26 protein-coding genes and 1 pseudogene are annotated in these 24472 nt (G+C 28.1%); 21 read left to right on the top strand and 6 right to left on the bottom strand.

Annotated elements, in window-relative coordinates; translation table 11 throughout:
• Positions 1-137 precede the first annotated feature (137 nt).
• Genes AB8B23_RS06420 through hisC form a run of 3 tightly spaced genes read left to right on the top strand, consistent with a single transcriptional unit; the run spans position 138 to position 3150 of the window.
• Entirely contained in the window at positions 138-1337 is a 1200-nt protein-coding gene (locus AB8B23_RS06420; RefSeq protein WP_369712053.1) for an ATP-binding protein, read from the top strand.
• Between the two features lie 39 nt (positions 1338-1376).
• Positions 1377-2042 carry a hypothetical protein gene (locus AB8B23_RS06415; RefSeq protein WP_369712052.1) on the top strand — a complete coding sequence of 222 codons (666 nt, stop codon included), beginning with the start codon at positions 1377-1379 and terminating at the stop codon, positions 2040-2042.
• Between the two features lie 28 nt (positions 2043-2070).
• Positions 2071-3150: a histidinol-phosphate transaminase gene (gene hisC / locus AB8B23_RS06410; RefSeq protein WP_369712051.1), complete on the top strand. Its 1080-nt coding sequence runs from the start codon at positions 2071-2073 to the stop codon at positions 3148-3150.
• 93 nt (positions 3151-3243) lie between these two features.
• Here hisC and AB8B23_RS06405 read toward each other — a convergent pair whose 3' ends face one another.
• The gene (locus AB8B23_RS06405; protein ID WP_369712050.1) at positions 3244-3621 is read right to left on the bottom strand and encodes a hypothetical protein; all 378 of its coding nucleotides are present in this window, start codon (positions 3619-3621) and stop codon (positions 3244-3246) included.
• A gap of 162 nt (positions 3622-3783) precedes the next feature.
• Here AB8B23_RS06405 and hisB point away from each other — a divergent pair, with 162 nt between their 5' ends.
• From hisB to AB8B23_RS06390, 3 genes are read left to right on the top strand one after another with little or no spacing between them, the layout of a single operon-like run.
• Positions 3784-4374: an imidazoleglycerol-phosphate dehydratase HisB gene (gene hisB, locus AB8B23_RS06400; RefSeq protein ID WP_369712049.1), complete on the top strand. Its 591-nt coding sequence runs from the start codon at positions 3784-3786 to the stop codon at positions 4372-4374.
• A complete protein-coding gene (locus AB8B23_RS06395) occupies positions 4374-4889 on the top strand; it encodes a hypothetical protein (RefSeq protein ID WP_369712048.1) in 516 nt (171 codons plus the stop codon). The genes hisB and AB8B23_RS06395 overlap by 1 nt, the downstream gene beginning before the upstream one ends.
• 53 nt (positions 4890-4942) lie before the next feature.
• Complete coding sequence (locus AB8B23_RS06390) at positions 4943-5278, top strand: hypothetical protein (protein WP_419950222.1); 336 nt, start codon at positions 4943-4945, stop codon at positions 5276-5278.
• A gap of 62 nt (positions 5279-5340) precedes the next feature.
• On the opposite strand, the pseudogene AB8B23_RS06385 reads toward AB8B23_RS06390, so the two are convergent.
• From AB8B23_RS06385 to AB8B23_RS06375, 3 genes and pseudogenes are all read right to left on the bottom strand, one after another.
• Positions 5341-6509: pseudogene (locus AB8B23_RS06385) on the bottom strand (ATP-binding protein).
• A 33-nt stretch (positions 6510-6542) separates the two neighbouring features.
• On the bottom strand, positions 6543-6863 hold the full coding sequence (locus AB8B23_RS06380) for a transposase (protein WP_369712047.1): 321 nt from the start codon (positions 6861-6863) through the stop codon (positions 6543-6545).
• Positions 6864-7053: 190 nt separating this feature from the next.
• Complete coding sequence (locus AB8B23_RS06375; RefSeq protein WP_369712046.1) at positions 7054-7236, bottom strand: IS630 transposase-related protein; 183 nt, start codon at positions 7234-7236, stop codon at positions 7054-7056.
• 572 nt (positions 7237-7808) lie between these two features.
• Here AB8B23_RS06375 and lpxC point away from each other — a divergent pair.
• The 11 genes from lpxC to metA all read left to right on the top strand — a co-directional run bounded on the left by lpxC (position 7809) and on the right by metA (position 18594).
• The gene (lpxC, locus tag AB8B23_RS06370) at positions 7809-8657 is read left to right on the top strand and encodes a UDP-3-O-acyl-N-acetylglucosamine deacetylase (RefSeq protein WP_369712045.1); all 849 of its coding nucleotides are present in this window, start codon (positions 7809-7811) and stop codon (positions 8655-8657) included.
• A 110-nt stretch (positions 8658-8767) separates the two neighbouring features.
• Positions 8768-9202 (top strand): 3-hydroxyacyl-ACP dehydratase FabZ, encoded by a 435-nt coding sequence (fabZ, locus tag AB8B23_RS06365; RefSeq protein ID WP_006804216.1) that lies wholly within the window; start codon positions 8768-8770, stop codon positions 9200-9202.
• A 162-nt stretch (positions 9203-9364) separates the two neighbouring features.
• Positions 9365-10141 carry an acyl-ACP--UDP-N-acetylglucosamine O-acyltransferase gene (lpxA, locus tag AB8B23_RS06360; RefSeq protein ID WP_006804215.1) on the top strand — a complete coding sequence of 259 codons (777 nt, stop codon included), beginning with the start codon at positions 9365-9367 and terminating at the stop codon, positions 10139-10141.
• A 96-nt stretch (positions 10142-10237) separates the two neighbouring features.
• A complete protein-coding gene (locus tag AB8B23_RS06355) occupies positions 10238-11041 on the top strand; it encodes an LpxI family protein (protein ID WP_369712044.1) in 804 nt (267 codons plus the stop codon).
• 190 nt (positions 11042-11231) lie between these two features.
• On the top strand, positions 11232-12440 hold the full coding sequence (gene lpxB / locus AB8B23_RS06350) for a lipid-A-disaccharide synthase (protein WP_369712043.1): 1209 nt from the start codon (positions 11232-11234) through the stop codon (positions 12438-12440).
• 20 nt (positions 12441-12460) lie between these two features.
• On the top strand, positions 12461-13912 hold the full coding sequence (locus AB8B23_RS06345) for an MATE family efflux transporter (protein WP_369712042.1): 1452 nt from the start codon (positions 12461-12463) through the stop codon (positions 13910-13912).
• Positions 13913-13943: 31 nt separating this feature from the next.
• Entirely contained in the window at positions 13944-14567 is a 624-nt protein-coding gene (gene plsY / locus AB8B23_RS06340) for a glycerol-3-phosphate 1-O-acyltransferase PlsY (protein ID WP_369712041.1), read from the top strand.
• A gap of 17 nt (positions 14568-14584) precedes the next feature.
• Positions 14585-15607: an NAD(P)H-dependent glycerol-3-phosphate dehydrogenase gene (locus AB8B23_RS06335; protein WP_369712040.1), complete on the top strand. Its 1023-nt coding sequence runs from the start codon at positions 14585-14587 to the stop codon at positions 15605-15607.
• Between the two features lie 34 nt (positions 15608-15641).
• Positions 15642-16463, top strand: a complete 822-nt coding sequence (locus tag AB8B23_RS06330; protein WP_369712039.1) for a sigma-70 family RNA polymerase sigma factor — start codon at positions 15642-15644, stop codon at positions 16461-16463.
• 15 nt (positions 16464-16478) lie between these two features.
• Complete coding sequence (gene dnaN / locus AB8B23_RS06325) at positions 16479-17606, top strand: DNA polymerase III subunit beta (protein WP_369712038.1); 1128 nt, start codon at positions 16479-16481, stop codon at positions 17604-17606.
• 49 nt (positions 17607-17655) lie between these two features.
• Complete coding sequence (gene metA / locus AB8B23_RS06320) at positions 17656-18594, top strand: homoserine O-acetyltransferase MetA (protein ID WP_021744971.1); 939 nt, start codon at positions 17656-17658, stop codon at positions 18592-18594.
• A gap of 183 nt (positions 18595-18777) precedes the next feature.
• Here the strand turns inward: metA and AB8B23_RS06315 are convergent, their stop codons facing one another.
• On the bottom strand, positions 18778-19350 hold the full coding sequence (locus AB8B23_RS06315; RefSeq protein ID WP_021744970.1) for a YiiX/YebB-like N1pC/P60 family cysteine hydrolase: 573 nt from the start codon (positions 19348-19350) through the stop codon (positions 18778-18780).
• 281 nt (positions 19351-19631) lie between these two features.
• Between AB8B23_RS06315 and AB8B23_RS06310 the strand changes: the two genes are divergently transcribed.
• The 4 genes from AB8B23_RS06310 (at position 19632) to AB8B23_RS06295 (ending at position 22554) form a co-directional block, all read left to right on the top strand.
• Entirely contained in the window at positions 19632-20432 is an 801-nt protein-coding gene (locus tag AB8B23_RS06310; RefSeq protein ID WP_369712037.1) for an Mrp/NBP35 family ATP-binding protein, read from the top strand.
• Between the two features lie 68 nt (positions 20433-20500).
• The gene (locus AB8B23_RS06305; RefSeq protein ID WP_006804200.1) at positions 20501-21178 is read left to right on the top strand and encodes a response regulator transcription factor; all 678 of its coding nucleotides are present in this window, start codon (positions 20501-20503) and stop codon (positions 21176-21178) included.
• A 226-nt stretch (positions 21179-21404) separates the two neighbouring features.
• Complete coding sequence (locus AB8B23_RS06300) at positions 21405-22040, top strand: superoxide dismutase (RefSeq protein ID WP_369712036.1); 636 nt, start codon at positions 21405-21407, stop codon at positions 22038-22040.
• Between the two features lie 304 nt (positions 22041-22344).
• Positions 22345-22554 carry a DUF1858 domain-containing protein gene (locus AB8B23_RS06295; protein ID WP_021744967.1) on the top strand — a complete coding sequence of 70 codons (210 nt, stop codon included), beginning with the start codon at positions 22345-22347 and terminating at the stop codon, positions 22552-22554.
• 682 nt (positions 22555-23236) lie between these two features.
• On the opposite strand, the gene htpX is transcribed toward AB8B23_RS06295, so the two are convergent.
• Positions 23237-24103, bottom strand: a complete 867-nt coding sequence (gene htpX, locus AB8B23_RS06290) for a zinc metalloprotease HtpX (RefSeq protein ID WP_369712035.1) — start codon at positions 24101-24103, stop codon at positions 23237-23239.
• Between the last annotated feature and the right edge of the window lie 369 nt (positions 24104-24472).

The raw sequence follows: 24472 nt of genomic DNA, 5'->3' as shown, positions 1-24472 counted from the left end.
TTAAAATAAAAAGTATCTAATTTTTAAAGTTTTTATTATAGAGAAGAAAAAAAATTAAAATCATGAAGTTTTTTGATTTGAAAATAAAAAATTGATTATATTTCTTTTTTTTGATATACTTTGTATGAGGTGATTTTATGGTTAAAAGAACTGAATACTTGGAAAAATTGAAAAAAATAAAAGATATGCAGATAATAAAGGTTATCACAGGCGTTAGACGGTGCGGAAAATCTACATTGCTATCTCAATTTAGAAATTTTTTAATAGAATCTGGTGTATTGGAAGAACAGATAATTTCCATAAATTTTGAGGATTTGAAGTTTGAAGATTTAAAAGATTATAAATTACTGTATCAATATATAAACGAAAGACTTGTGCCTAATAAAAAAAATTATATATTTATTGATGAAATTCAAGAAGTTGAGAATTTTCAAAGGGCAGTGGATTCTTTATTTATAAAGGATAACACAGATATTTATATAACAGGCTCCAATGCGATGATGTTATCTGGCGAATTGGCAACACTGCTTTCAGGCAGATATATTGAAATATCTATATTGCCTTTATCTTTTTCTGAATATCTTAAATTGGATGAAATACAGGATGTGAAACAAGCTTGGAATAAATATTTTGAAAATGGCGGATTTCCTTATGCGACACAAATAAATGATGATGATATAAAAAAAGACTATTTAATGGGAATATACAACACAGTTTTGCTAAAAGATATAGTTGCAAGAAATAAAGTACAGGACATTACTTTGCTTGAATCTGTAGTAAAATTTCTATTTGAAAACATTGGAAATATTGTTTCGCCTAAAAAAATAGCAGATACACTTGTTTCTTATGGCAGAAAAACAACATCTTCTACCGTTGAAAATTATATAGAAGCCTTGAAATCGTCATTTATATTGTACAAAGCTGGACGTTATGACATAAAAGGAAAGCAGCATTTAAAGTCGTTGGAGAAATATTACATAGTTGACATAGGGCTAAGAAAATTGCTTATAAATAAAAAACATAGTGATATTGGGCATATTTTGGAAAATATAGTTTATTTGGAATTGATTAGGCGTGGTTATACTGTGCATATAGGTAAAATTGGAGATTTGGAAATAGATTTTATAGCAGAACGAAATAATGAAAGAAAATACTATCAAGTATCAGCAACGATACTTGATGAAAATACATTCAAGAGAGAGATAACACCATTAAAGAAAGTCAAGGATAATTTTCATAAGTTTATAATTTCGATGGATGAAATAGATTTGAGTGAAGATGGAATTAGGCATATAAATATTTTAGATTTTTTGCAAAATACAGAACAAAACTACTAAATTAAAATAAAAAATTAATAACAGAATATTGGAGGATAAATGAAAAAAATACTACTAGGATTATTTATTTTGGGAACACTAGGAATGGCAGAAAGTAATTATGAGGTTTATGTGAAAAATGGAGTTAAGATTTCGCAAAGTGAAGTTGATAGGGATAGTAAAGAAATTGAAAATATTGTTAATAAAATGATTAATGATTATGAAACTCGTGATAAAAAAATTATGTTGGAAAAATCAAGAATTATGTTTTTAAGAAATATGAAAAATCAATATCATAATAACAATAATTACTATATTAAAGATATAGAATTTTTTGATAAAATGTCTGAAGTTATGGCAAATGAAATGATAACTGGCTTATCTAAAAGTAAATATGTTCCAAAATCTATTTCTTTTACAGGTAAAAATAGTGCTAAAGTGGAAATAATTGAAATATTACCTGATTTTAATAATCTTTCTGGTGGCGATGAAGAACTGGAAAAAGCAACAAAAAAAGCAGGAGTAACAGATGAAGAAACAAATAATTTGGAACACATTAGCGATTTAAGTAATCAAAAAAGAGAAAAAATCTTAAAATATTTGGGCGAAGAAATAAGAAAAGAATTGAGTGAAACTACTGAAGAAAGTAATATTCTTGAGTTCAAAAAAGTAAATGGAAAATGGGAGACAAAGGATAAATTATATGATTTGTCAAAATTCAAGTAAAAATTGTACTTAAGGAGGAAGTTATAAAATGAGTAAATTTTGGAATGATAAAATAAAGGAAATAGAGCCTTATACACCGGGAGAACAGCCTAAAGACAAAAAATATATTAAACTTAATACAAACGAAAATCCTTATCCGCCATCATCAAAAGTTATAGAAAAAATAAAATCTATGAATTTGGAAGATTTGAAATTGTATCCAGATCCAGATGTAATGGAGCTTGCAAAAGTTATTGCTGAATATTTTTCTAATAAAATAAACGATAAAGTTACACATAAACAGGTGTTTATTGGAAATGGATCGGATGAAGTTCTGGCATTTATTTTTATGACATTTTTTAATGCGGGAGATAAAGTGTATTATCCAGATATTACATACAGTTTTTATCCAGTTTATGCCGATTTATTTAATGTGAAGGAAGTCAAAATTCCGTTAAATAACAGTTTTGAAATTGAAATTCAAAAATATTTTGGCTTGGATGGGCATATAATTATTGCAAATCCGAATGCACCAACTTCGATTGCTTTAAAATTGGATGAAATTGAAGAAATAATAAAAAATAATCCAAATCAGCTAGTTATCGTTGATGAGGCGTATGTTGACTTTGGGGCAGAAAGTGCTGTAAAATTAATAAATAAATACGATAATGTTCTTGTAGTTCAGACGTTTTCAAAGTCACGTTCTATGGCGGGAATACGGCTTGGATATGCACTTGGATCTGAAAATATAATTGAAGGGTTAAATAGACTAAAATTTTCATTTAACTCATACACAATCGACAGAATTTCAATTGAAGCTGGAATCGAGTCGTTTAAGGATAATGAATATTTTGAAAAAACTAATGTTAAAATTATTCAGACTAGAGAAAAAACGGTTGAAAAATTGAAAAAATTAGGATTTAAAGTATTAAATTCAAGTGCTAATTTTATTTTTATTTCTCATAACAAAGTTTTCGCAAGCGATTTGTATAAACAGTTAAAAGAAAATGGAGTTTTAGTAAGATATTTTGCAAAAGATAGAATTGATAATTATTTGAGGGTTACGATTGGGACGGATGAGGAAATGGGGATTTTTATTGAGAAATTGGAAAATTTGTTGGAAAAATAACATAAATTAAAAATAAACTGAATATGCAAGGGGGTAATTCCCATTGTTAGAAATAAAAATTGTTAAATTTCTAAACATATTTAATACTGAATGTTATAACCAAACTTTATATTCATCTACAAAATATTTTATAATTTCTTTTTTTGATGGAATATCGTATTCTTTCATCTCTATACCATTATTTTCTAAACTAATAATCCATATGCCGTCAATTGCAACTCCCATATCCATATCAATTTTATATTTTACTTTTTCTAATAACGGAATATCAGAAATATCGCCTAAACAAAACAAATATCCGCACAATACACGTAGACATTCAGAACTATCATAAAAACATCTTTTTCTTTCTTCAACTGCTCTTTCAAATTCTTCATTTATTAAAGAAATTATTTGATTTTTATCAATTTTATCAAAGTCAAAACCAAATCTTTTTATAAAATTTTCAGCTCTCTCATCAGAAGTAAGCATATTTTCACCTCCTATATTTTAGAATATGTTAAATTACCTACTAAATTATAACACGATTTTTAATATTTCAAAACAAATTTCTTGTTTTTTAGTCAATCTTGAAAAAGAGAAAAAAATAGATTATACTATTTATAATTAAAGGTATAACGAAAGGATAAAGTTATGAGAAAATCTAAAATTGAAAGAAATACATTTGAAACAAAAATAAAAGTCGAATTAAATATTGATGGAACTGGGAAATATGAAAATAATACAGGGGTTGGATTTTTGGACCATATGCTTGACTTGTTTGCAAAACATGGGAGATTTGATTTAAAGGTTTATTGTGATGGGGATACGCAGGTAGATGATCATCATAGTACGGAGGATATTGGAATTGCATTGGGAAAATGTTTTTATGAGGCGTTAGGGGACTTGAAGGGTGTGAGAAGGTATGGGAACTTTCTTTTGCCGATGGATGAGGCCCTAACGTTAGTTGCTGTTGATTTAAGCGGGAGATATTTTTTGAATTTTGATGTGAATATTCCGACTGAGAAAGTTGGGACTTTTGATACAGAATTAGTGGAGGAATTTTTCATTGGTTTTACACGACACTTGAATACTACGTTGCATATAAAGAATATGGCTGGAACAAATTCGCATCATATAATTGAGTCGATTTTTAAGGGTGTCGCTAGAGCTTTGGCAGAGGCTGTGAGTATTGATGAAAAATATAAGGATGAGATTCCTTCGACTAAAGGGGTTTTGGTTTAATGGAAATTAAGAAGATACTGTTTATAAGTATGTTTTCTTTGATGTGTTCAGTAAATTCGTTTACCAAACCATTGTTTAATGAAAATGTAACAAAAGAATTAAAAGAAACCACTATAAGTTTATTTATTGGAACTTCTTTTGAAAAAAATATCAAAAAAAAATTAGAAGATATAGAAAAAAAATATCTGGAAAGTCATTATAATCATGAAAAAAAGAAATTAATACATGATAAGCAAAGGATAGTTGATGATGAAAAAAATATATTTTATCGTTACAATGAAGGAATATATAAACTATTTAGTGAAAGTACTAAAAATTGGTACAATTTTGTAAGTGAAGAAGCCCACTTTGCATTATATTTAAGTGAAAAATATGAAATTGGTTTACATTCTGATATAACTATGGTAGATGGGCATTTTGTTGAATCTGCTTTTTTTAGAAAAGAGGATTATAAAAGAATTTTAGAGATAGCAAAAATAATTGACGAATTAAATTCTGATAAAAAAAAACTTTAAATCTAAATGTAATTAGAAAAACAAAAGAAGAGTATGTAAAAGAAAACAATAGGATGAATAAAAAATACGACGAATTATATTATCTCGTTAAAGATGATATTTTTACTGATGACTCATCGTATGGATTTGACTCTCCTCTCGGATGTGAACTTCCAGCATTATCAGAACAATCAAATGGATTGTTGAGTTCACAAAGGGAGTGGCTAGAATTTAGAGAAAACGAAGCACAAATGTATTTTATTCTAGCAAATAAAGATAAAGGTGTGTATTATGGAAAACTTTTTGAAATAACGAAACAGAGAACGAATTATTTAGAAAATGTTATTGAGAATATAAAGAAAAGCGAAAAACATAAGGAAGAACAGAAAAAATTAGAAAATCAGAAATAAAAATTTAAGGGGGATAATATTAATTTATTTCCCCCAATAAATTATCTAATTTTTTAAAATTATTATTCCAATAGAAAGTCTATAATTTTTTTTCGTTCGATACCATCTATATTGAATTTAGTCAAATTGTCCGTAGAAAGAACATATTTGGGATAATTATCTTTAATGTCTTTTAACGGTGCAAATTCTCTTTCAATAGTGTCGTCAGAAGCTAAAAGATAAGTAACTTGAATGTATAATTCTTCATTTTCTCTTTGTCCTATAAAATCAATTTCTTTTGTCTTTAGCTTCCCGATATTTATATTGTATTTTCTTCTTAATAATTCTAAATAAATAATGTTTTCAAGATGTCCAGCAATATCATTTGCTCTATATCCTAATTGAGAATGTTTTAATCCTAAATCAAGAAGATAAAATTTTTCTTGCGTTTCTAAAATGGATTTTCCTTTTATGTCGTATCTTCGAACTTTTGAAATAATATAGGCATTTTCAAGTGCTTTTAGATAACTGTAGACGGTTTCAGTGCTTAACTTTCTGCCTTGATTTTTTAAAAAATCTGAAATTTTTTTGCAGAAAAAGTATTTCCGATATTATCAAAAATAAATAAAATAACTCTTTCCAGTAATTCAATATCTCTTATATTATTTCTTGAAATAACATCTTTTAATAAAACAGAATTATAAATATCAGTCAAATATTGATAAATCGAAGTTTTATCTTGATTAAAATTATGAATGGCAGGAAGTCCTCCAAACTTCAGATATTGTTCAAAATACTCCTCTGTAGTGTAAATTTTCTGTGGATTTTGAATTTTAGAAAATTTTATAAATTCTTTAAAGGATAAAGGGAAAACTTTTATTTCAACATATCTTCCAGCGATATAAGTGGCAAGTTCAGAAGATAACAAATTAGCATTAGAGCCTGTAATATAAATATCACAGTTCAAGTCTACCAATAATGAATTTATTGCTTTTTCCCAAGAATCAACTTCCTGAATCTCGTCAAGCAATATATAAATTTTTCCAATTATATTTTGGGATTTATCAATAATATAACTGTATAAATTTTTAAAATTTGTTAATTCGGCAAACATTAAAGACTCAAAATTAATAAAAATAATATTTTCCTTGTTTATCCCGTTTTCTTCAAGTTCTTTAGATATTAATTTTAATATCATAGATTTACCACTTCTACGCATACCAGTAATAACTTTTATTACAGGTTTATTCATAAATTTTCTAATTTCTTTTATAGTAAAACTTATTTAAAACTGAACTAATTTATTAAATAAAACAGAAGTAACTGCTTCTTCTAGTGTATTAAAATTATGAGCTATGCCTTTTAATTTTTTCTTCATATTAGCCCATAATTTTTCTATTGGATTTAAATCCAGAGAATACGGCGGAAGAAATAATAGACAATGCCCCGTTCCCTTTATTATATTTTCTAATATATTCTTTCTATGAAATCTGGCATTATCCATCACTATTAGAACTTTCTTCCCTAATTTTTCAATATCTCTTAGAAGTATTTCCCTGAACCATTCTTCAAAAAATTCACTTTCCATTGTTTCCCTGTATATCATACTTCCTATCAGTGCTTTCCAGCAACCAGGTTTATTCTTGAATATCTTAATCCTCTTTTCTTCCCTTCAATAGATATTCCCCTTTTACTCCAGCCGTATTCACGGTAGTAATATTCGTTAAAGCCTGTTTCATCAATATAGATTATTTCTCTGCCTGAACCTGCTTCTGATAATTTTTTTAAATATCTATTTACTTTTTTCTCGTCCTGCTCCCTGTATTCTGTCTGTCTTTTTTTCTTGTGTATCCTGATTTTTTTAGTGCTACTCTCACTGTCTCCTTCCCACAGCCAAAATCTTTTGCTATTTCACGGATGTATTTATCTGCATTCTCTGGATTTTTCATATATTCATCAAGTTTTTCGGAATCAAGCACCTTAAATTTTCTTTTCCGTGTTCTTGATGAAAGATCTCCTGTTTCATTCTTAAGTTTTATTCATCCGTACAATGTGCTGGAACTTATGTTGAAATGAAATAATGTTTTTGTTTTTCCATTTTCGTAATAAAAATTGAAAATTCTTTTTCTATAATCTTTTTCATATGCCATAAAGTTATTATACCATATTTTTAGGTTGGTTTTGTATAAGTTTCACTATAAATTCAAACAATCGTTTTCATACTTAAAAAATCATTAAATCATAAATAAAATTATTATATTCAAATTTTTAAATTTAGATTACAATACTGGTATAAAAGTATTAATATGTAAAAAACAAATATTATCGGACGTAATAATTTATGTTTCATTATATTTTATAAATTTAAAATATCATAAAATCAGACAATTAGTTATTGAAATTAATATGAAACAACAAAATATTACTTAATTCATAAATAACAAAAGGAAAAATATTTAAATTTATGATATAATGTTTACAGAAAGAATAAAAATAATTTTTTAAAAATTAAATATGAACTAAAATCTTAGAAAATGGAGGAAATTAGGAAATGAAAAGAAGAACTATAAAAAATACTATTGAAATGTCAGGAATTGGACTTCATAAAGGAGAAGAAATAAAATTAACTTTGAAACCTAGCGAAAATAATGATGAAAGAGGAATTATTTTTAAAAGAATAGATGTGATTGGGAAAAATAATGTTATAAAGGTTGATTATAGAAATTTATTTGATTTGGAAAGAGGAACAAACATTAGGAATGAAGATGATGTTAAAGTTCATACGATTGAGCATTTTTTATCATCACTTTCAATCACAGGAGTGACGGATATTTTAGTTGAAATATCAGGGAACGAATTACCTATTTTGGATGGAAGTTCAATTGGATTTGTTGAAAAATTGTTAGAAGCTGGAATTGTAGAGCTGAATGAGGAAATAGAGCCTGTTGTGATTACGGAGCCTGTTATATTTTCAGATGAAAAGGCCGGGAAATATGTGATGGCATTGCCTTATGATGGATTTAAAATATCTTATACGATTGATTTCAATCATAGTTTTTTGAAATCACAGTATTATGAGCTTGAAGTAAATTTAGAAAATTATATAGAAAATATTGCAAAATGTAGAACTTTTGCATTTGATTATGAAATAGATTTTCTTAAAAAGAATAATTTGGCACTAGGAGGAAGTTTGGAAAATGCTGTGGTAGTAGGGGCAGACGGTCCATTAAATCCAGAAGGATTGAGATATCCTGATGAGTTTGTAAGACATAAAATTCTTGATATAATTGGAGATTTATATGTTTTGGGAACGCCTATAAAGGCTCACATTATTGCAATAAAAGCTGGACACTATATAAATTCGAGATTAACTGAGATGATTGCAAAAAAATATTTATAAAAAATATAAAAATTGCTTGTAATTTGGATAAAAATCAAATATAATGTAGGTATAAAATTTTTAGAATAGTTGAAATAAATAAAAATACAAATTCAGGAGGAATAGAAAATATGGCATCAAATGAAACAATTATGAATATAGAGGATATTATGAAAATATTACCACATAGATATCCATTTTTACTAGTAGACAGAGTTATTGAAAAAAATGGAACAGATTCTTTGGTAGCAATAAAGAATGTTACAATGAATGAGGAGTTTTTCCAAGGACACTTTCCAGGAAAACCTGTAATGCCAGGAGTTTTACAAATAGAAGCATTGGCACAGGCTGTAGGATTGCTAATGTTGGAACCAGGGAAAATACCTTTATTTATGTCAATTGATAAATGTAAATTTAGAAGAGCTGTTGTTCCAGGAGATCAGTTAAGATTGGAAGTAGAAAAAATAAAAGTTAAAAGTAACGTAATAGTTGCACGTGGAAGATGTGTTGTTGACGGTACAGTTGTAAGTGAAGCTGACTTGAAATTTTCAGTACAGGATTTATAATTAGATAATACTCAAACTACTTTAAAATTAGATTTTTTAAATAAAACAAAACTGTTGTTTGGGTAGCATGAAAGTTATTTAGTTCGATTTTTTAGAAGTTCTGTTTAATTTTAAAATTCGGATTTTAAGTAATTCAAAATAAAAGAATGAGGTATAATAATTATGAGTTTAAATATACATCCAACGGCAATTGTTGATCCAAATGCTAAACTTGGAGAAAATGTAAAGATAGGTCCTTATTCGATTATAGGGCCAGAAGTAATAATCGGAAATGGAACTATTGTAGAATCGCATGTTGTAATTGAAGGAGAAACGATAATTGGTGAAAATAATTATATTTTTTCTTTTGCTTCAATAGGTAAAGATCCGCAAGATTTAAAGTTCGCTGGAGAAAAAACAAGAGTTGTTATTGGAAATAACAATAAAATTCGTGAATTCGTTACAATTCATCGTGGAACTACTGATAAATATGAAACAAGAATTGGAAATAATACACTTGTAATGGCCTATGTTCATATTGCTCACGATTGTATAATTGGAGATAATTGTGTACTGGCAAATGCTGCGACTTTTGCTGGACATGTTGAAGTGGAAGATTATGCGGTGGTAGGTGGACTTACTGCTGTGCATCAGTTTACAAGAGTTGGGCGACACGCAATGATAGGTGGATGTTCGGCTGTAAATCAGGATGTTGTTCCATATATGCTATCTGAAGGGAATAAGGCAAGAGCTGTATATATCAATATTGTAGGACTTCAACGTAGAGGTTTTTCGGAAGAGCAGATAAAAAGGCTAAGAGAGTTGTATAAAATTATATTTAAGAAAAAACTGAAACTGGAAGAAGCCCTTCAAATTGTTGAACGTGATTACGGACAATACGAAGAAGCACAAAATCTTGTTAATTTCATACGAAAAAGTAAAAGAGGTATAACAAGATAAAAATCAAAACTTAAAATGTAAAATTTCTCAAAATAATCTATATTTTATTTTGAGTTAATTTTTTAATATAGATATTTTTAAGAGGAAAAAGTGATAATGGAAAAAGTAGGTTTGATTGCTGGAAATGGGAAATTGCCTGAATTATTTTTGAATCAATGTATTTTGAAAGGGATTGAGCCATTTTCGGTTTATCTATTTGAAAGTGTGGAAGAAAGTGTAAAAAAGCATAAAAATTCTGTGAAATACAGTGTTGCTCAAGTTGGGAAAATAATTTCATATTTTAAGAAAAATGGCATAAAGCACTTAATAATGCTAGGAAAAGTTGAAAAAAATTTGATATTTTCAAATTTAAAGTTTGATTTGACAGCAACTAAGATATTATTATCTACAAAAAATAAAAAAGATAAAAATATTTTAAAGGCAATAATTGATTACATTGAATCAGAAAATATCGAAGTTCTGCCTCAAAATTATCTAATGGACGAGTATATTGCAGGAAATGAAACATATACAAAAGTTTTACCAAGTAAAAATGAGGAAAAAACAATAGAAATTGGAATTGAGGCAGCAAGAATGCTTACAGATATTGATGCAGGGCAAACAGTTGTTGTAAAAGATGAGTCAGTCATCGCTCTTGAAGGAGTGGAAGGTACTGATAAGGCAATTTTACGTGGTGGAGAATTAGCTGGGAAAAACTGCATTGTGATAAAAATGGCAAGGCGTCATCAGGATTATCGTATAGACATTCCAACAATTGGTTTGGAAACGATAAAAAAAGTTGTAGAAATTAATGGACGTGGAATTATAATCGAAGCTGATAAAATGCTGTTTATTGATAAAGAGGAAGTTATAAAATTTGCAAATAAAAATAAAATTTTTATAAAAGGAATTGAGATTTAAAAGTTTTTTAGTAAAACTATTTTTTTAAATTAAACTCAAAAAAAATTATAAATACTGGTATTTTATTTAGTTTTTATTGTTAAAATCTATTCAAATATCTATATTTTTGTCTGCAAAATAAATAAATGTTTGAATAATTTGTAAAGCAGTTTTAAATAAGTAAATTAAAGAATATAAAAAAGGCTAAAAAATGATAAATAATAATAAAAATGAAATAATAAAAGAAAAAAACAATGATTTATCAATAGTAAAATCTCAAAAAAAGAAAAAAATCTTTATTTCCTGCGGTGAAATGTCTGGAGATTTACACGCTTCATACATTGTGGAGGAAATGAGAAAAAAAGATAAAAATGTTGAGTTTTTTGGTGTGGTTGGAGATAAATCGATAGAGGCTGGAGTTAAGACAGTAAACCATATTAAGAATAATGATGTTATGGGATTTGTAGAGGCTTTGAAAAAGTACAGTTATTTTATGGAAAAAGCCCATGAATATTTAGAATTTATCAAGGAAAATGAAATAGAAACTGTTATTTTTGTTGATTTTGGAGGATTTAACCTGAAATTTTTTGAGTTATTGAAAAAGAAAATTTTGGAAAAAAAACTGCAGAATCTGAGAATGGTTTATTATATTCCGCCTAAAGTATGGGCTTGGGGAAAAAAAAGAATTGAGAAATTAAAGAAATTTGATGATGTTATTGTAATTTTTCCTTTTGAAAAGGCATATTATGACAATACTTTGAAAAATAATGAATCAAAAGGACTTAAAGTAGAGTATTTTGGAAACCCATTTGTTGACAAATATGAATTTTCTGATAAGCTGGGAGAAAAAATATTGCTTCTTCCAGGAAGCAGACGACAGGAAATTGAAAAATTTTTGCCAGTAATTATGGAACTGGTTAGAAATGAAAAAGTTAAAAATGAGAAATTTTTAATGAAGCTGGCAAGCAAGGATCATATAAAATATATACATAATTTTGAGAAAAAATACAAAATTAATGTTCATAAAATTCCAAATTTGGAAATAACTTTTGATGAAATAAAAAACATTCGTAAAGATTGTAAATACGCAATAGCGACTTCGGGAACAGTAACTTTTGAAATATCGCTTATGGGACTGCCTGTGATAGTAGTTTACAAAACATCTAAAATTAATGCTTTTATTGCAAGAAAGATAGTCAAAATAAAATATATAACGCTTACTAATCTAAATGCAAATAAAGAAATTTTTAAAGAACTGCTGCAGGAAGATTTTTCGGTAGAAAAACTGCTTGAAGAAATGGAAATTATGGAAAAAAATAAAGAAAATGTTGTTTTGGAATTAAAAAAAGAAAGAAAAAAACTAGGTAATTTTGGAGTTTTGGAAAAAATTGCTGATTATTTGTTAGAAAATAAAGATTAACTTTAAAAAAAGGAAAAAATATGGAAAAAAAACGTGAAGAGCTGTTAAAAGGTTCTATTTTGAAATTATTTGTAAAATATTTCATACCAACGCTTATTGGATCTGCGGCAGTTGTTTTATACAATATTGTTGACAGGTTCTTTGTTGGAAAAATTAGCGAAAAGGCACTTGCTGGTGCGGGAATTGCTTTTTATATTGTTATGCTGATTATCGCCTTTTCAATGTTTATTGGAGTTGGAGCTGGAACTATCATTTCAATTCGGCTTGGACAGGGGAAAAAGGGAGAAGCTAAGAAAATATTGGGAAATGCAGTAACCTTATTTACTATTTTAGGACTTTCGCTGTATGTACTTTTAATATTGAATATTAACACAGTTTTACGATATTCCGGTGCTAACAATGAGACATTGCCATATGCAAGGGCTTATCTGGAAATAATATTACTAGCAATCTTGCCTTTGTTTTATTCATTTGGACTGACAAATGTTTTAAATGCGGCTGGAGCACCGAGAGTTGCGATGTTTTCAATGCTGATTGGTGCAGTTGTAAATATTGCTCTGGATTATGTGGCTGTAATGATTATGCATACTGGAATCGAAGGAACTGCTTATGCAACATTGATTGGAAATGTACTATCTGCGATATTTGTACTTTGGTTTCTGATTGCCGGGAAATTACCATTTAAAATTGATATGTTTGGATTTAAGCTGGAAGAAGAAAGTATTATTACAATAAAATTTTCAAAAATGAAATTAGATTCAAAAATAGTAAAGGATATTTTTTCAATAGGAATGTCACCATTTTTGTTACAAGCTGCAAGTTCAGGAGTAGGACTTGTAACAAATAAAATTGTAGACACTTATGGCGGGACTTACGGTGTAGCAGTTATGACAATTATAAATTCATATTTACCAATTATGACGATGAGTGTTTATTCAGTTTCGCAGGCTGTTCAGCCAATAATTGGATTTAATTATGGTGCCCAAAATTTTACAAGAGTGAAAAAATCATTAATGACAGCTATAAATGCAGGAGTTATATTATCTTTTATATTTTGGGTAATTGTAATGCTTTTACCTAAAGAGCTAATTTTGTTCTTTAATGAAAAAAGTACGCCTGAAGCTTTGAGAGAGGGAGTAAAAGCCATTAGAATATATTTTTCACTTGTAGTAATTTCATCTTTTGGAATAACTGTACCAAACTATTTTCAGGCAACGGGACGTTCAAAATATTCAGTTATATTGAATTTATTAAGACAAGTTGTTATATTTCTGTTAGTTGTCATAATTTTTTCAAATATTTGGAAGTTAGACGGTGTATGGCTTGCACAGCCATTTACTGATTTGCTGTTTTTCTTGATATTGTTAATTTTCTTGTATAAGGAGAAAAAATTTTTTGACAAAATGATAGAAAATCAAAATCATCTACTGGAATATAAGGAAACAGATGAAGATGGAAATAGCGATAAATAATAAAATTTATTGAAATAAAGAGGGATTAAAAATGATTATGATTTTATTAATGGCACTGGCATATATTTTAGGAAGTGTGCCAAATGCACTTTGGATAGGAAAAGTTTTTAAAGGGATAGATATTCGTGAGCATGGGAGCAGGAATACCGGCTCAACAAATGCTGCACGTGTTTTGGGAGCGAAATTAGGTATTTTGACATTAATTTTAGATGTTTCTAAAGGATTAGTTCCAACATTGACAGCAATCTTATTAAAAGTTGATTTTTTTGAAAATTTGACAAAAATTTCAAATTTTGATTATGTACTAGTTGGAATCTGTGCAATTTTAGGTCATGTTTTTTCTATTTTTATGAATTTTAAAGGTGGGAAGGCTGTTGCAACGACACTTGGAGTATTTCTGATTTTAGTGCCAAAAGCGATATTGTTTGCTGCAATTGTATTTTTTGTGGTTTTTGCAATTTCAAAATACGTTTCATTATCTTCTATTTTAGCGGCTATATCACTTCCAATTTTTATATATTTTTTGTATCAGGAAATAATATATATTATTTTAGGAATTTTGATAGCAATCTTAATTGTAGTGAAACATAGAAGTAATATCGAAAGATTAAAAAATGGTACAGAATCTAAATTTAGCCTAAAAAATAAGAAGTAGGAAAGGAAGGGATAATAATGAAAAACATATTAGTCATTGGTGGTGGAAGCTGGGGGACATGTCTTTCAAAATTATTAGTAGAAAATGGACATAAAGTCTATTTATGGGAGCATAATGAAGAAGTAAGAAAAGTAATTCGTGATACAAAGGAAAATCCAAAATTTTTACCCAATATAAAATTACCAGACAGTCTTAATGTTGTGGATGATTATGCAGATGTTCTTGAAAATTCTGAAAAATATGGAAAAATTGACATTCTTTTATTAGCAACTCCTACGCAATTTTTAAGAAACATTTTAAAAAGATTGAAAAATTTCTTAAATTATAATATAATATTGGTAAATGTTGCAAAAGGGCTAGAAATTGCTACTAAAAAGAGAATTTCTGAAATAATAGCTGAGGAGCTTGGAAACAAGCCGTATAATTATGTTCTGCTGGCAGGACCGACACACGCTGAAGAAGTGGCTCAAAAATTGCCATCTGCCATACTTTCTGTATCTGAAAATGAAGAAGCAGCCAAAACGGTACAAACTACATTTAGTAATCTTTATTTCAGAGTCTATACAGGAACAGACCTTATGGGTGCTGAACTTGCCGGAGCATTAAAGAACTGCCTTGCAATCGCAGCGGGAATTGCTGATGGAATGGGTTATGGAGATAATACAAAGGCAGCTCTAATAACTCGTGGAATTAATGAAATGTTTGAAATTGCAAAATATTACAAAGCCAATCCTAAAACATTTATGGGATTATCAGGGCTTGGAGATATTATTGTAACTTGTACAAGTAAACACAGTAGAAATAGATTTGTGGGAGAGAAACTAGGACAAGGTGAAAAAATTGAAGATATAGTTTCTCACATGAATATGGTGTCAGAAGGTGCAGAAACAATAAAGGCTCTTTATAAAATTATAAAGGAAAATAACCTGAAAGCACCAATTTTTACAGCACTTTACGAAGTAATATACGATGGGAAGCCAGTTTCAGAACTGGAATCTACATTTATGAGCAGAGATTTAAAGTCAGAATTTTTAAGTTAAGAAATTATATAAAAAATAAAATTGGAGTGAGGTAATGGAAGATAACAACTTAAACTTGATGTCGTTATATTTAAGTGATATTCAAAAATTTGATTTACTCTCAAAGGAGGAGGAATATGAACTATTAAAACGAATTAGGGAAAATAATGACGAACAGGCAAGGCAATTGTTAATTTTATCAAATTTAAGACTGGTAATAAGTACAGCTAAAAAATCTCTTGGAAATGGGCTTCCTCTGATTGATTTAATTAGTGAAGGTAATATTGGACTAATAAAGGCTATAAATAAGTTTGATTATGAAAAAGGTCATAGGTTCAGCACATATGCAGTATGGTGGATAAAACAGTCGATAAAAAAGGCTATCATTAATATAGGACGTGATATAAGAATACCATCTTATAAGTACGAGCAATTGTCAAAAGTAAATAGAGTCATAAAAGATTATACTGCCATTCATGGTGAAGCTCCATCGACAGAATATATTGCGAAGGAAGTTGATTTGAAGGAAAGTAAGGTTATCTTGCTTTTAGGTGAATTTCAGGATATAATGTCATTAAATGAAACAATAGGAGATAACATTTATTTGGAAGATATCATTGGGAAAAATGATGATGTTGAGGATAAAATAATAAAAGAAGATCAGCTTATCGAAATGAAAGATTTACTTGAAAAAGTTTTGAATAAGCGTGAAAGAATGATTCTTGAATATCGTTATGGACTGTATGACAACAAGATTCATACATTAAAGGAAATTGGAGAACAAATGGGAATTACTCGTGAAAGAGTTAGACAAATAGAAAAAAAGGCTATAACAAAATTAAAAGAACATTTGGAAGAATATAAGGATATACTGTAAAGGAGAGTTAAGAGTATGTTACATATAATTGTAGATAGAAAATCATTATTAAAAGCTATAACTATAGTTGAAAATGCAGTAACTGAAAATAAAATAAGAGAAGTCCTTTCTGGAATTTATATTGAAACACACGAAGGAAAGGCAATTTTACGTGGAACAGATTTAGAGTTATCTATAAATACTGAAATAGAAGCTCAAATTGAAGAAGAAGGAAAAATTGTTATAAAACACAAATTAATCGAAGAATTTTTGAAACAAATTTCTGATGAAAAAATTACATTGATTGAAGAAAACGGAAAATTAGTAATTAAAGCAAGTTCAACAAACACTGAATTTTCTTTATATGACTCAGAAAATTTCCCAGTTCAGTCAAAACTGGAAAATGGAGTTGAATATGTCTTTGAAAAAGAAAAGTTATTAAATGATATTGAAAATGTAAAAATTTCGGCTTCTCCAAACCCAGAAAATCTTGCCGTAAACTGTATTAGAATGGAAATAGAGGAAGACAAGTTAAAACTCATCTCATCTGATACATACAGATTGACATATATTGAGCAAAATTTGGATGATGCTCAGAAAGGGAAGGAAAACCTTAGTTTAAGTATCCCATTAAAGACAATAGATGGACTAATAAAAATTATGAAACTTATTGATGAGGAAAATATTACAGTGAAATCAGATGGATCAAAAGTATTTTTCCAATTTTCAAATGTAGAAATATTAACTCGTACAATTGATTTACAATTTCCAGATTACAAATCAATTTTAAATAACTCACAACATAATAAAAAAATATTGCTAAATACAAAGGATTTTTTATCGGTGCTAAGAAGAACAGCTATATTTGTTAGGGATAACAAAGAAGCTAAAAATGGCGGAATATTTAATTTTGCAAATAACAAGCTATTGCTTACTGGAACAAGTGAAAATGCACAGATAAAAGAAGAAATTGTAACAATTCAGGAAGGTGGAGATTTAAAGATTTCATTAAACGTAAGATTTTTACTTGACTATATTTCCACAATTGAAGGGAAAGTAACTGTGCTGGAACTGTTAAATAATAAAAGTTCAGTAATTGTAAAAGATGAAGATAATGATAAGTCGCTGTACTTCACAATGCCACTAGCACTTAGAGAAAGTTAAAAAACAATTGAGACAAGCAAAATAAATTTTTACGAAAGGAGAATATGCAATGCCTATAAAAATACCAAATAACTTGCCGGCTGTAGATATTTTAGCAAAGGAGAACATCTTTGTAATGGATGAAAATAGAGCATTGTCGCAAGATATTCGTCCTTTAAAATTTATAATAATAAATTTAATGCCTACAAAAATAGAAACAGAGACTCAATTACTAAGATTACTTAGTAATACCCCTTTACAAATGGAAGTTACATTCTTAAAAATGGCTTCTTATGTTTCAAAGAATATCTCAAAGGAACACATGTCAAATTTTTATAAAACATTTAAGGATATAAAGAATGACTATTTTGATGGACTTATTATAACAGGAGCTCCAGTTGAAAATATTCCTTTTGAAGAAGTAATTTACTGGAAAGAACTTTCTGAGATTATGGAATGGAGTAAAACACATGTTTATTCAACAATGTGCATTTGCTGGGGGGCACAAGCTGCATTGTATTATCATTATGGAATACAGAAGTATCCTTTGAAAGAAAAACTTTTTGGAATTTATCCTTTAAATATTAACATTTATCATACGATGCTACTTCGGGGATTTGATGAAGTGTTTAATATGCCACAGTCAAGACATACTGAAGTTCGTGCAAGAGATATTAAAAAAGTTTCTGAACTGGAGATTATTGCATGTTCTGAAGATGCAGGAGTCAGCATTGTTCGTAGCCGAGATAAACGAAATATTTTTATTATGGGGCATTTGGAATATGACAGGATGACACTTGCAAAAGAATATGAAAGAGATATAAAATTAGGAAAAGATATAAAAATTCCATTTAATTATTATCCAGATAATGATATAAATAAGAAACCACTTTTTGTATGGCGAGCTCATGCAAATTTATTATTTTCTAATTGGGTGAATCATCATGTTTATCAAGGAACACCTTATGATCTTACAACATTGGGAGATGCTCCGAATTTTCAGATTTAATAAAATCGAATTTATAAATTTTCTTTACAACAAATTAAATATCATATCAATTGCTTAAAACTGAAATGAAAAATATCTATATAATCTAACTAACCTTCTGTTCTTGCTAAATTAGGATTCTATGTAACAAAAAGGACTGTCTCAAAATGATTAAAATTTTAAGACAGCTTCTTTTTTTTAGATTTATGAATATAGCTTAATATTTTCTAAGAGAGGAGAATCCATTATGTCAAAAGGCATAACCCAACCTCCACCATTGGAATCGAGATCTATGTCACGACCCACTCTTTCTCCAGCTTTCTTAAATACAAGATATATAAATTGTGAGCAATAAAGTCTTTTATCAAAGTTCTTATGGAAAGTGAGACCATAAGGTTTTGTTACTGTATCATTAATTTCTTTAAATAGTTCGGATTTAAACTTATCGTTTATCCCTTTTAGCCTAAAAATAGCAATTTTTCTGTTAATATTCTGCCAAGCATATAATGGACTTTCACTATATCCAGCAGAGTAAGACGGGAATTCAACAATTTTTTTGTGTTCATTTAATACTGCTGCATGTCCCCACATCGAACGTAATGTCGGTCTTTTAGAGAGAATAAGAATATCGCCCGGTTCTAGCATATCTACATTGGCAATCACTTCTCTCGGAGTATACCATACATATTTTTCTGATTTGGATTTACATAAAAGTGCCAAAGTTATTATAAAAAATATTAGTATTCTTCGGATATTTGATTTTATGCATATATTCATAGTTTATATTCCTTTCTATTAATTATATTTATAGTATAAACCTTTAAAATTAATTTTTTTTTGAAAAAAGGTTCAAATATATTATATAAAAAAGAAGGAGATTAGTCCAGCTTATTTTTTAATAAAAAAAATTTTTAGTTATAATTTATTTATAATAACAGAAAAATTAATTTTTTTTGAAAAAAATGTAAAAAATTACTTGTATTTTTTCTGAGTTTATGATTTAATTAAAGTAGGGAAGTTAAATAAAATTATAATATTTTTAGAGTAAGGAGGAATGAATGCAAACTAATCCAGCTTTAGCCGAAAGAAAACAAAGAATTGATTCCAATATGTCCAAGATTAAGCATAAAATAGTAGTAATGAGCGGTAAAGGTGGCGTTGGTAAATCAACTACATCTGTTAATTTAGCTTATGGACTTTCATTAAGAGGATACAAAGTTGGTATTCTTGATGCTGATTTACATGGCCCAAATATTCCAATCATGTTTGGGAAAGAAGGCGTAAAGCTTTCAAAAATTTCTGAACCGTTGGAAATATCAGAAAATTTGCATATATCATCATTAAGTTTTTTTGTACCTGACAACTCTCCAGTTGTATGGAAAGGACCGCAAAAGATTACGGCGATAATGGAAATGCTGGAAGGAATTAGATGGGGAGAAATCGATTTTCTAATAGTCGATTTGCCGCCTGGAACAGGTGATGAGACACTAGGTATTGCACAGAATATAGGAACAGATTCTAAGGCAATAGTAGTTACAACACCACAAAAAGTTTCTATTCTAGATTCTACAAGAGCATTAAACTTTGCTAAATTAATTAATTTAAATGTGCTTGGAATAATCGAAAATATGAGTGGTTTTATTTGTCCTGACTGTCAAAAGGAAGTGAATATATTTAAAAAAGGCGGTGCCGAAACTATGGCGCAAGAGAAAAAAACTGACTTTTTAGGCTCAATACCATTGGATGGAAATATCGTGGAATCTAGTGATAATGGATTACCATTTATTTCAAATGATTCTGTAGCATCAAGAAAAATGAATGATATAATTACTAAAATAATTGAAAAATTAGAAAAGTAAACAAGAGCGAAAGGAGAAGTATTTTAAATATATTGTAATTTTAGTATATTTATTATACAATTAAAAAAATGAAAGTGTTAGTATTTAATAAAAATGAAAAAACTAGAATGGTAGTGGGACAGTTATTAAAAGAATTAAGTTTTAATGTTATATTAGCAGAAAATGAAGAACAAATGTTAGATGCCTTAAAGACAGAATCTCTTGACATTGCTTTTTTAGATATAAGTTCAATAGAAGATTTTCCATTGGCAATTGAAAGGGTATTGAGATATAAAAAACAAAGCTATATTTTGATGGCAATCGAGCAAGATGATAGATACGCAAAAACAGAGGCTCTATTAAAAGGAATAGATGACTATATATATAATGACTTTAGACTAGAAGAACTTTCTGCTAAATTTAGAGCAATCGTAAGAATTTTAAACAAACGTTTGACTGAAGATGAAATGGGTATTCTGACAGCTTACGACTTGACATTAAATCCTGCAAATAGAGAAGTTAAGCGTGATGGCAAGGAAATAGAATTAACAAATAAAGAGTTTCTATTACTAGAATATTTCCTAAGAAACAAAAATAGAGTGCTTACAAGAACAATGATTTCTGAAAAAATATGGGATATAGACTTTGTTTCAGAAAGTAATATTGTAGATGTGTATGTCAATTTTTTAAGATCAAAAATAGATAAAGGACATGAACAAAAAATTATTAAGACTGTAAGAAGTGTAGGATACATTATAAAAGAATAAGTATTTTTAATTGAAGAATTTTTAAATTATTTTGTTTTAATTGTTAAATTGCTAAGCTAATTAAATAATTTTTATATAATTTTCAATTTATACAAAATAGTGAAAAAATTAATTAACCAATTCATAATTGTAATAATAACAAATCCATAAAAAATATAAATTTTTATTGATTTTATAAAAATAATGTGCTAAAATGTATCATAAAAATAGATTAGGAGTGATAAAAATGTTTAAACAAATAGAATTAACTTACAGTTTTGATGCATTAGAACCAAATATTGATGCAAAAACTATGGAAATACATTATGGAAAGCACCATGCAGCGTATACTAATAATTTAAATGATACATTAAAAAATAATGCACCACAATTTTTGGAAAAACCAATTGAGGAAATCTTAGCAAATTTAGATGTATTACCAGAAGAAATAAGAGGAGCTGTTAGAAATAATGGAGGGGGATTTTACAACCACAATCTTTATTTTGAAATAATGGCACCTAATGCAGGTGGAGTACCTACTGGAGAATTAGCAGAAAAAATTAACGAAGCATTTGGAAGTTTTGAAGCGTTTAAAGAAAAATTTGCACAGGCTGCAGCAACTAGATTTGGATCAGGATGGGCTTGGCTTGTTGTAAATAAAGATGGAAAGTTAAAAGTAACTTCAACTGCAAATCAAGACAATCCATTAATGCCAGGAGCAACTTCTTGCGGATGTTCACAAGGAACTCCAATCTTAGGAATAGATGTATGGGAACATGCATATTATTTAAATTATCAAAATAGACGTCCAGATTATATTTCAGCATTTTTCAACATTATAAACTGGAATGAAGTATCTAAAAAATACGAAGCTTTAAAATAGGCTAAAGTAAAAAATAAAGTATAGATTGAATTGGAAATGTTGGTCATAATAATTCTAGTTCAATCTTTTTCTTATCTAAAAATCTTAAATAACAATAATTTAAATTAAAAAAGAAAGTAAGATTAAGTTATAGATTAACCAATTTATTAATTTTTATGTATTTTTACTTCAACTTTTAAATATCTTGACTATAATTTGAACAAGAAATATTTGTTTATAAAAGTTGACTGAAATTATTTAATCTGCTATACTTAACTAGGATAGATAAATATTAAAATAAAATTTTAAATAGGAGGAGATAATTATGGAAAGAGTAACAAAAGATATGAATATAATGGAAGCAGTTGAAAAATATCCAATTATTGCACAAGTACTTATGAGATATGGACTTGGATGTGTTGGATGTATTATTTCGAGTGCAGAAACTTTGGGAGAAGGAATCGCTGTTCATGGATTAAATCCAGATATGATTATTGAAGAAGTAAATATGGTTCTTGAAAAACAAGAAGGATAATGAAAGTAAATAAAAATAGGTAATCTATTAGTAAAATTGCTATAAATTACCTATTTTTTTATACTTGAATTTTTTACATTGAGCTAGTCTAATTAACTAAATTTAAAAGAATTTTCATAAATCTTTTGTCTTAGCTTTATTTAAAGGAATTCTATTATAAAGACTATATTATTAATAAAAATCCATAAATAATATTTGTTAATAATACTATACCTACCAGAAATCTATTTATAAATTTAAAAATGCTTTGACTGTTAAATGTAAAACTTAATGCCAGATTTAAGAGTGAATAAGATAATAATACTACTGAAAAATTTTTAAAAATTAAAAATTTGGGAGTTTTTAACAGCATTAAAGCCGGCGGTAATAAGTAACGGAATGAAGTAAAAAAACTGTATAAAAATATAGTCAGAACTTCAAGCAGCAGTATAAGTATAGTAATTCTTTCTGCAGATTTTACTTGTTTCCTGCTTAGGAATAACAGAGATACAAGTGAATAAATTCGTACAAAAAGTAATAGTAATGTTAAAAATGTAAAAGCATTTATCATATCTAATTCTCCATATTTCATAGTTTTTATACATTTTATCATATTTAAGATAAATTCTCAAGATAAAATGAAAGAGTTAACTTTAGTTATTTTATAATGTATTATAAATGTCATTAAAATTAAACTAAAAAACTATAATAAATGTTGCTCTCTTGCCATTTTTTCAAGTTCTCTTATTCTGTCATCAGTAGAAGGGTGTGTGCTGAATAAATTTTTAAGATTTCCAAGGCTTGAAAATGGATTTATTATGAACATATGGGCTGTTGTAGGATCTTGTCTATTCATGGCGATACTGTGGCTGTAACTCTCTAATTTTTGCAGTGCATTACGTAAATATAATGGATTTCCTGAATATTCAGCTCCAGCTCTATCTGCCATGTATTCTCTTTTTCTTGAAATAGACATTTGAATTATAGAAGCTGCTATTGGGGCTAAAAATGAAAGCAGCATTGCAGTTCCGACGTTATTTCTTCTTCTGTTTCCATCTCTATTATTTCCACTTGAAACATAAGGTAAAAATCTTGCGATATTGGCAATAGCTCCAGCAAAAGTGGCAGCAATTGTACTAACCAAAATATCACGATGCTTTATATGCCCTAATTCGTGAGCCATAACTCCAGCCAGTTCGTTGTCATCCATCATTTCTAGTAATCCAGCAGTACAGGCAACTGCGGCATTTTGAGGATTTCTTCCAGTTGCAAAGGCGTTTGGCTGACGTTCTGGAATTATATAAATTTTTGGCATTGGTAAATTAGCATTTTTGGCTAATCTTTGTATCAATTGATACAATCTTGGATTATTTTCAGGAGTAACTTCCTGTCCATTATAAGCTCTTATAACCATTTTATCACTAAACCAGTAGCTATAAAAACTCATTCCCCCAGCAATCAGAAGCCCAATCAATGCCCCTTGCTGATTTCCCAATATACCACCAATTGCTACAAAGAGAAAAACTAATCCAAACATTAAAAAACCTGTTTTCATAGTATTTATAAACATAAGTGTCTTTTTTCCTTTCTTTTAATTTATGCAAAAATATTATATTATAAATTAGTATTTTTTTCAATAATTATATTTATTTTATAGATATTTAATACAAACGATATATTTAAACAACAAATTTATCAAAATTTTTTCAACAAAGAATTAAAAATTAGTATTTCCAAATAATTGAAATATAATTTTTTTGCTTTAATAAACTGGCGGAGTTTTTATTTGTCAGGATAAATCTTTCAGGCAAAATAAGAATTTACAACAATGAGAATTATGTGAAAAAATAGTAAAATAGAAACTGTACTAAGGATAAGAAACTTTAATTCATTGCTAAAATAGTATACAATTCAAAAATTTATTAAACATTTATTACTT

This window comes from Leptotrichia sp. HSP-342 (genome assembly GCF_041199995.1).
GTDB lineage: Bacteria > Fusobacteriota > Fusobacteriia > Fusobacteriales > Leptotrichiaceae > Leptotrichia > Leptotrichia mesophila.
This window is presented reverse-complemented; position numbering and strand designations above follow the sequence as displayed.

Excerpts from the sequence above, each read along its gene's own strand:
- AB8B23_RS06420 (WP_369712053.1), top strand. The coding sequence starts at position 138 with ATGGTTAAAAGAACTGAATACTTGGAAAAATTGAAAAAAATAAAAGAT.
- AB8B23_RS06415 (WP_369712052.1), top strand. The coding sequence starts at position 1,377 with ATGAAAAAAATACTACTAGGATTATTTATTTTGGGAACACTAGGAATG.
- hisC (WP_369712051.1), top strand. The coding sequence starts at position 2,071 with ATGAGTAAATTTTGGAATGATAAAATAAAGGAAATAGAGCCTTATACA.
- AB8B23_RS06405 (WP_369712050.1), bottom strand. The coding sequence starts at position 3,621 with ATGCTTACTTCTGATGAGAGAGCTGAAAATTTTATAAAAAGATTTGGT.
- hisB (WP_369712049.1), top strand. The coding sequence starts at position 3,784 with ATGAGAAAATCTAAAATTGAAAGAAATACATTTGAAACAAAAATAAAA.
- AB8B23_RS06395 (WP_369712048.1), top strand. The coding sequence starts at position 4,374 with ATGGAAATTAAGAAGATACTGTTTATAAGTATGTTTTCTTTGATGTGT.
- AB8B23_RS06390 (WP_419950222.1), top strand. The coding sequence starts at position 4,943 with ATGAATAAAAAATACGACGAATTATATTATCTCGTTAAAGATGATATT.
- AB8B23_RS06380 (WP_369712047.1), bottom strand. The coding sequence starts at position 6,863 with ATGATATACAGGGAAACAATGGAAAGTGAATTTTTTGAAGAATGGTTC.
- lpxC (WP_369712045.1), top strand. The coding sequence starts at position 7,809 with ATGAAAAGAAGAACTATAAAAAATACTATTGAAATGTCAGGAATTGGA.
- fabZ (WP_006804216.1), top strand. The coding sequence starts at position 8,768 with ATGGCATCAAATGAAACAATTATGAATATAGAGGATATTATGAAAATA.
- lpxA (WP_006804215.1), top strand. The coding sequence starts at position 9,365 with ATGAGTTTAAATATACATCCAACGGCAATTGTTGATCCAAATGCTAAA.
- AB8B23_RS06355 (WP_369712044.1), top strand. The coding sequence starts at position 10,238 with ATGGAAAAAGTAGGTTTGATTGCTGGAAATGGGAAATTGCCTGAATTA.
- lpxB (WP_369712043.1), top strand. The coding sequence starts at position 11,232 with ATGATAAATAATAATAAAAATGAAATAATAAAAGAAAAAAACAATGAT.
- AB8B23_RS06345 (WP_369712042.1), top strand. The coding sequence starts at position 12,461 with ATGGAAAAAAAACGTGAAGAGCTGTTAAAAGGTTCTATTTTGAAATTA.
- plsY (WP_369712041.1), top strand. The coding sequence starts at position 13,944 with ATGATTATGATTTTATTAATGGCACTGGCATATATTTTAGGAAGTGTG.
- AB8B23_RS06335 (WP_369712040.1), top strand. The coding sequence starts at position 14,585 with ATGAAAAACATATTAGTCATTGGTGGTGGAAGCTGGGGGACATGTCTT.
- AB8B23_RS06330 (WP_369712039.1), top strand. The coding sequence starts at position 15,642 with ATGGAAGATAACAACTTAAACTTGATGTCGTTATATTTAAGTGATATT.
- dnaN (WP_369712038.1), top strand. The coding sequence starts at position 16,479 with ATGTTACATATAATTGTAGATAGAAAATCATTATTAAAAGCTATAACT.
- metA (WP_021744971.1), top strand. The coding sequence starts at position 17,656 with ATGCCTATAAAAATACCAAATAACTTGCCGGCTGTAGATATTTTAGCA.
- AB8B23_RS06315 (WP_021744970.1), bottom strand. The coding sequence starts at position 19,350 with ATGAATATATGCATAAAATCAAATATCCGAAGAATACTAATATTTTTT.
- AB8B23_RS06310 (WP_369712037.1), top strand. The coding sequence starts at position 19,632 with ATGCAAACTAATCCAGCTTTAGCCGAAAGAAAACAAAGAATTGATTCC.
- AB8B23_RS06305 (WP_006804200.1), top strand. The coding sequence starts at position 20,501 with ATGAAAGTGTTAGTATTTAATAAAAATGAAAAAACTAGAATGGTAGTG.
- AB8B23_RS06300 (WP_369712036.1), top strand. The coding sequence starts at position 21,405 with ATGTTTAAACAAATAGAATTAACTTACAGTTTTGATGCATTAGAACCA.
- AB8B23_RS06295 (WP_021744967.1), top strand. The coding sequence starts at position 22,345 with ATGGAAAGAGTAACAAAAGATATGAATATAATGGAAGCAGTTGAAAAA.
- htpX (WP_369712035.1), bottom strand. The coding sequence starts at position 24,103 with ATGTTTATAAATACTATGAAAACAGGTTTTTTAATGTTTGGATTAGTT.